1 protein-coding gene is annotated in these 295 nt (G+C 39.7%); it reads left to right on the top strand.

All coding sequences use genetic code 11. The annotated features are described in order from the left end of the window. Positions 1-295, top strand: a 295-nt coding sequence (locus ACIR310F_RS26360; RefSeq protein WP_196803241.1) for a cadherin repeat domain-containing protein, incomplete at both ends; no start/stop codon positions are given.

Genomic DNA, 295 nt, shown 5'->3' with positions numbered 1-295 from the left:
ATTCACTATTACCAATAATCAACTTAAAACCAACTCTGTATTTAACTTTGAAGCCAAAAACAGTTACAGCATTAGAGTCAAAACCACAGACCAAGGTGGGTTATCCTACGAGAAACAATTAACCATTGGAGTCAGCAACGTTAACGAAACTCCTACTAACCTCACCCTCTCTAACAACACCGTTGCAGAAAACAAGACTGTTGGTACAGTAATTGGTAATCTCACCACCACAGACCCAGATACAGGAAACACCTTTACCTATAGTTTAGTATCAGGAGGTGGTGCAACTGATAAC

It is taken from the genome of Dolichospermum circinale AWQC310F, from assembly GCF_000426925.1.
Classification (GTDB): domain Bacteria; phylum Cyanobacteriota; class Cyanobacteriia; order Cyanobacteriales; family Nostocaceae; genus Dolichospermum; species Dolichospermum circinale.
This window is presented reverse-complemented; position numbering and strand designations above follow the sequence as displayed.